The organism is Streptomyces sp. NPDC026673 (assembly GCF_040638135.1).
Taxonomy (GTDB): Bacteria; Actinomycetota; Actinomycetes; order Streptomycetales; family Streptomycetaceae; genus Actinacidiphila.
This window is the reverse complement of sequence record NZ_JBEZXR010000156.1, coordinates 1-5,793: the sequence shown is the minus strand read 5'-3', so window position 1 is coordinate 5,793 and position 5,793 is coordinate 1. Positions and strand designations below refer to the sequence as shown.

The following is a 5,793-nucleotide window of genomic DNA, read 5'->3' as shown; positions in this document are numbered from 1 at the left end:
TTTTTTTAGTTTGTTTTGTGTCTCGTTTGTGTTTGTTTTTCCCCCCCCCCCCCCCGCCGCGGGCCCCGGGGGGGGGGGGGGGGGGGCGCCGCCCCCCCCCCCCCCCGCCGCAGGGGTACTACCGACGAGGTGGGCCGTGCCGGCCACGGGGCTGCGGCGGCACGGCCCGGCTCAGCGGGCGGTCAGTGGCGGCCGCCGCGGCCCCAGGACTTGAAGTCGACGACGCGGCGGTCGTCGTTCCGCAGGGTCGCGGTGTCGCGGCGGTCCCAGACGGAGTTGCGGCGGTCCTGGTAGACGTCGCGCCAGCCGTCACGGCCGAAGCCGGTGTGGACGCGCACCTTCGAGTGCCCGGCGAGCCGCAGGTGGCCGAAGCGGTAGCGGTTGCCGTCGCTGTCCGAGAGGGTCCAGCCGCGCAGGTTGACCGATCCGCGGCCCGTGTTGACCACTTCGATCCACTCGTCGCCGCCGCGGCCGCCTCGGCCGTGACCGTGGCCGTAGTCGCGGGTGTTGACGTCGCCGATCACCACGTTGCTGCGGCCGTGGTGGCGGCCGTCCGCCGCCGAGGCCGGCATCGCGGCGGCGGCCACGACCGCGCCGGAGGCGAGGACGCCGGCGATGACCGTGCGGGTGATACGAGAAGCAGACATGATGCCCCCTCAATCGGGTTGCGTTCCCACCCCGTTGGGGCTGGTCACGCGGTGCGGATGCTTCGGCGGTTGGCCGATGACCCAACTCTGACCCGTCGGCGACGCGCACAACCGGAACACTCGCTTCGTGTTACAGAATGCGGACATATCAGTAACTGTTAGCTGTAAGCGACATCTGTCAATCTCGACTGAAATATCGACTGCCTGCGCGATACAGCCACCCGCCGCGCACGGACTTCCGGGTCTTTCCGTGTCACCCACACGAGTGCACCGATCGCGAGGTGTTCCCCGGTAGCGGACGGAGCCCCTCCGTAACGGAGAATCGCGCCATGACGACACGCGACACGGACCACGGGGACGGCCGGGGACACGACGGCGGCTATCTGCTGGACAACCGCCGGCCCGAGGCCGGCGTCCGTTTCGAGGCCTTCGCCGAGCTCTTCGACCCCGTGACGTTCCGGCACGTCGACGCGCTCGGCATCGGGGCCGGGATGCGCTGCTGGGAGGTGGGCGCCGGCGGCCCGTCCGTACCCCTCGGACTGGCCGAGCGCGTCGGGCCCGGCGGCGCCGTGATCGCCACCGACATCGACGTGTCGTGGACCCGGGACGCCGCGGGCGGGGTCGTCGAGGTGCTGCGCCACGACGTCGCCGCCGATCCCCCGCCGCCCGGCGGGTTCGACCTCGTGCACGCCCGGCTGGTGCTGGTGCACGTCGCGGACCGCGCCGAGGCACTGCGGCGGATGGCCGGCGCGCTGCGCCCCGGCGGCCGGCTGCTCCTGGAGGACGCCGATCCGGGGCTGCAGCCGTTGCTCTGCCCGGACGAGTCCGGCCCGGAGCAGCGGCTCGCCAACCGCCTGCGCTCCGGCTTCCGCGCGCTGATGGCCGAACGCGGCGCGGACCTCGCCTACGGGCGGACGCTGCCGCGTCTGCTGCGGGAGGCGGGGCTGGAGGACGTACGCGCCGACGCCTACTTCCCGATCACGTCGCCGGCCTGCGCTGTCCTGGAGGCCGCCACCGTGCGGCACATCCGGGACAGGCTGGTGGCCGCCGGACTCGCCACCGACGAGGAGGTCGACCGCCACCTGGCGAACGTGGAGAGCGGCACGCTCGACCTGGCGACGGCCCCGATGGTCTCCGCGTGGGGGCGCAGGCCGCTCAGCGCGGCGGACTCCAGGCCGGATCCCGGCCGGTGAGCCCGAGCAGCCGGTCCAGCGGCGGCGCGGCGGCCGGTACCGGTACGGGCCGGCCGAAGGGCCCCGAGCCGTCCGCGGCGTCCCCGGAGGCGGCCCGGACATCGCTCAGCAGCGTGATCGCGGCCCGCAGGCCGGGCTCGGCGGGGCCGTAGTCCTGGCCCGTGGCACGGGCCAGGTCCCAGCCGTGGACCAGCAGCTCGTTCAGGGCGAACCTGCCCGCGGCGGCCGCGGGCAGGGTGACCCCGCCGGCGACGGTCTCCCCCTCCCACGCCTGGGCGCCGCACCAGGCGTCGGACATCTCCCCCAGCAGTACGGGCAGCAGGTCGCGCCAGTCGGCCGGCGGCTCGGGGACGAACGCGCCGGGGTCGCTGTCCGTGGTCGGGCCGAAGTCCTTGCGCGCGGCGTCGCGGAATCCCGCGCAGAACCCCGCGATGTGCCCGATGAGCTGCGCCACGGTGTAGTCGGGGCACGGGGTGGGCGCGTCGAGCTGCCGGTCGGCCACCCGCTCCAGCAGTCCGCGTACGTCCCGTGCGGCCGGGCGGAGGTCGGGATGTCGCGTCATGGGGGGTCCTCCTGAAGTCGGGGGTCGTCACCCATGGGGACAGGTACCGCACCGGGAACTCATCGCCGCACGGGGAGACGGCCGCCTGCCGGGGTGTCCCGGCGCCTCACCGGGGTCGCGGCACTCAGCGCGTGCCTCAGATCTTGGCGGCGGGCAGTATTGGTCTGTGGGAATCCTTGGGTGTGCCAGGGTCGGGTGGGCGTGACAGGTGAACATGCGCGGCACTCTGTTCGCCGACACCCCTGACGGTCGCCCCCGGTCCAGAGGCGACGCCTTCGCCGTCGTGGACGCGCGGGGCACCGTGACGAGCTGGACCCCCGGGGCCGAGCGGCTGCTCGGCTGGACGGCCGACGAGGCCCGCGGGCCGGTGTCACGGCTGCTGTGGTCCCGGGCCGACGGTGCCCGCGCCGCGGGGATCCTGCGCACGGAACGCTCGGTCTTCCTGGGCCCGCTGCTGCTGCGGCACCGGGAGGGCCGTCCGGTGGGCGCGGTGCTGTGGGGCCATCCCCTCGAACCGCGGCAGTGGCTGCTGCAGGCGGAGAACGCCGAGGCGGTGCGGCGGGACGACCTGCTCGGCGCGCTGCTGCGCGGCCTGTTCACCGAGTCGCCGTTCATCATCGACGTCTTCGACACGGAGCTGCGCTTCCTGGCGCGGAACGACTCGCAGATCCGCGCGACGGGCTTCCTGGAGGACTTCGTCGGTCGCACCATGCGCGAGGTGGCGCCGCCCGGGCTGCTGGACGCGGATGCCTTCGAGGCCCGCCAGCGGCTGGTGCTGTCCTCGGGCAAGGCGATGATCGGCAGCGAGGTGCACGGCCGCGACCCCCGGGACCCGGACCGGGACACGGTCTGGTCGGAGACGATCCTGCCGCTGCGGGGCGCCGACGGGGACGTCGTCGCGCTGGCGCACATGGTCTTCGACCTCACCACGGAGGCCCGGACCCGCGAACGGCTCGACCTGGTCAACGACGCCAGCGCGAGGATCGGCAGCACGCTCGACGTGCTGCACACGGCGCAGGAGCTGACCGACGTGGCGGTGCCGCGGTTCGCGGACTTCTCGTACGTCGATCTGCTGGACTCGGTGCTGGGCGGCGAGGAGCCGGTGCCCGGCCCCGTCGCGGAGGCGGCTCCTCTGCGGCGCGCCGCGGCGACGATGGTCCCCGACGGCCCGGCGCAGACCGTCGTCCCGCCGGGCGCGGTGGACCACTTCGCGTCCCTGCCCGGCACCCCCGCCGCCCGGGCCCTGGCCACCCGGAAGCCCGTGCTGCTGACGGGCGAGGAACTGCTGGTCGAACTCGAGGCCGCCGATCCCGCGCGCGCCGAGGCGGTCCGCGACTACGCCGTCAGGTCCTGGCTGCTGGTGCCGATGTTCGCGCGGGGGGCGGCGCTGGGCGTGGCGCTCTTCGTACGGTTCACCCGGGCCCACTCCTTCGAGGCGGACGACGTCCTGCTGGCCCAGGAGTTCGTCACGCGCGCCGCGGTCTGCATCGACAACGCGAGCCGCTACACCCGGGAACGGGCCACGGCCCTGGCGCTGCAGCGCAACCTGCTGCCGCAGCGGCTGCCCGCGCTGCGGACCATGGAGGCCGCCTCCCGCCGCCTGCCCAGGGGCGGCCGCACCGGACCGGGCGGCGCCTGGTTCGACGTGATCCCGCTCTCCGGCGCTCGCACCGCGCTGGTCATCGGTGACGCGGGCGGGCACGGGCTGCACTCCGCGGTGTCCATGGGCCGGCTGCGGACGGCGCTGCGGACGCTCGCGGACCTGGACATGGCGCCGGAGGAGCTGCTCACCCATCTCAGCGACCAGGTCAAGCGCTTCCACGAGGAACAGGGCGGCCCCCCGCCCGGGGCGGCGGCCCCCACGTGCCTGTACACGATCTTCGACCCCATCACCATGCGCTGCGCGACGGCGAGCGCCGGGCATCCGATGCCGGCCTGCGTGAGCGCCGACGGCCGGGTGACGGTGGCCGACGCCCCCACGGCCCCAGCGCTCGGCACCGCCGGCGTCCCGTTCGAGTGCGCCGAGGTGACGCACGACGAGGGCGACCTCCTCGCCCTGTACACCGAGGGACTGCTCGGCGGGGACTCCGGGAAGGAGGCCGCGGCCCGGCTGTGCGAGGCACTGGCCGGAACGAGCCCCGAGCAGGACCCGGGCCGGATCGCCGACGAGGCGCTGCGCCGGCTCATTCCCGGGGAGCATCCCGAGGGGCACCTGGCGCTGCTGCTGGCGCGCCTGCACCGGCTGCCGGCGGACCGGCACGCCACCTGGGACCTGGCACTCGAACCGGAGTCGGTCGGGCGGGCCCGCGGCCTGGCGATCGCGAAACTGGGCGAGTGGGGGCTGGAGGAGCTGGAGTTCTGCACGGAGCTGCTGGTCAGCGAACTCGTGACCAACGCGATCCGCTACGGCTCGCCGCCCGTGCGCCTGCGGCTGATCCGCGATCGCCGGCTGATCTGCGAGGTCGGTGACGGCAGCAGCACCTCTCCGCACATCCGGCGCGCCCTGGAGACGGACGAGGGCGGGCGCGGGCTCTACCTGGTCTCACAGCTCGCGTCCCTCTGGGGCACCCGCTACCACGCCCGAGGCAAGACCATCTGGGCCGAGCAGCCCCTCCCCGCGGCGTCCGGGGCCGACGCCGGCTGAGCGAACCCGCGGCCGGATCCGGCGCCGGATCCGGCCGCGGGCAGGTCGGCGCCTCCGCCAATTTCCCGATTCTGTAACTACCGGGCATATCGGCATCGGTGACGTTGACACCGTCGCGGCCGTGCTCCCACCCTGGTGAATACGTAACCGGCATATCACTTCAAAAGGAGACAATCATGGCGATAAACACCGAGAAGCGAAACCGGATCCGGCACCTGGTCGGCGCGTCGTGCGCCGCGGCACTGCTCGCCGGTGCGGTGGGCGTGGCGAGCGCCCAGGCGCTGCCCCAGACGACCGAGTCCGCGACGCAATCCTTGCGAGCGGCCCCCACCGAGGACTGCACCAGTTACCACAACGACAGCAACGGCAACCCTGTCTGGGAGCCGCCGGGCTGTACCCCGCCGTGACATGAGTCAGCCGTCCTCGGGCCGTCACGACGTGTGACGCTCAAGGCCCGACGGCAGACCCGGGGGCGGCGCCGACTCGGCGGCGACGCCGCGAACACACGCCGGCACATGCGGCGACCGGCCCGGGGCCCGGGGAACCGCCGCGGGCGGACCTCCCCCTAGGTCGTTTCGTCAAATGCCCTCCCCCAACCTTCGGCCGGGGGTGCCCCCACCCAGCGGCGCTCCCCCAGCTTCGCTGGGAGGTACCCCCAGGCACGGCACTCCCCCAGCCTTCGGCCCGGGGGAGTTGTCGAATCGTCCGAGTAGCCCACTACGAGGACGACTCTCCGCCTTGCGATGC

At 73.8% G+C, this 5,793-nt stretch carries 5 protein-coding genes; 3 read left to right on the top strand and 2 right to left on the bottom strand.

The window, feature by feature from the left end; genetic code table 11:
* Positions 1 to 182: 182 nt before the first annotated feature.
* Positions 183 to 647 (bottom strand): lamin tail domain-containing protein, encoded by a 465-nt coding sequence (locus AB0F62_RS42280; RefSeq protein ID WP_361812104.1) that lies wholly within the window; start codon positions 645 to 647, stop codon positions 183 to 185.
* A 329-nt stretch (positions 648 to 976) separates the two neighbouring features.
* Between AB0F62_RS42280 and AB0F62_RS42275 the strand changes: the two genes are divergently transcribed.
* Positions 977 to 1,840 carry a methyltransferase domain-containing protein gene (locus tag AB0F62_RS42275; RefSeq protein ID WP_361812101.1) on the top strand — a complete coding sequence of 288 codons (864 nt, stop codon included), beginning with the start codon at positions 977 to 979 and terminating at the stop codon, positions 1,838 to 1,840.
* On the opposite strand, the gene AB0F62_RS42270 is transcribed toward AB0F62_RS42275, so the two are convergent.
* Positions 1,803 to 2,402, bottom strand: a complete 600-nt coding sequence (locus AB0F62_RS42270) for a TIGR03086 family metal-binding protein (protein ID WP_361812098.1) — start codon at positions 2,400 to 2,402, stop codon at positions 1,803 to 1,805. The two genes, AB0F62_RS42275 and AB0F62_RS42270, sit on opposite strands and share 38 nt — an antisense overlap.
* A 214-nt stretch (positions 2,403 to 2,616) precedes the next feature.
* On the opposite strand from AB0F62_RS42270, the gene AB0F62_RS42265 reads away from it, so the two are divergent.
* Positions 2,617 to 5,046 (top strand): SpoIIE family protein phosphatase, encoded by a 2,430-nt coding sequence (locus AB0F62_RS42265; protein ID WP_361812095.1) that lies wholly within the window; start codon positions 2,617 to 2,619, stop codon positions 5,044 to 5,046.
* A 176-nt stretch (positions 5,047 to 5,222) separates the two neighbouring features.
* Positions 5,223 to 5,453, top strand: coding sequence for a hypothetical protein (locus tag AB0F62_RS42260; protein ID WP_361812093.1), 231 nt, complete (start codon positions 5,223 to 5,225; stop codon positions 5,451 to 5,453).
* The last annotated feature ends 340 nt before the right edge of the window (positions 5,454 to 5,793 follow it).

Coding starts and splice junctions, on each gene's coding strand:
- AB0F62_RS42280 (WP_361812104.1), bottom strand. CDS start 647: ATGTCTGCTTCTCGTATCACCCGCACGGTCATCGCCGGCGTCCTCGCC.
- AB0F62_RS42275 (WP_361812101.1), top strand. CDS start 977: ATGACGACACGCGACACGGACCACGGGGACGGCCGGGGACACGACGGC.
- AB0F62_RS42270 (WP_361812098.1), bottom strand. CDS start 2,402: ATGACGCGACATCCCGACCTCCGCCCGGCCGCACGGGACGTACGCGGA.
- AB0F62_RS42265 (WP_361812095.1), top strand. CDS start 2,617: ATGCGCGGCACTCTGTTCGCCGACACCCCTGACGGTCGCCCCCGGTCC.
- AB0F62_RS42260 (WP_361812093.1), top strand. CDS start 5,223: ATGGCGATAAACACCGAGAAGCGAAACCGGATCCGGCACCTGGTCGGC.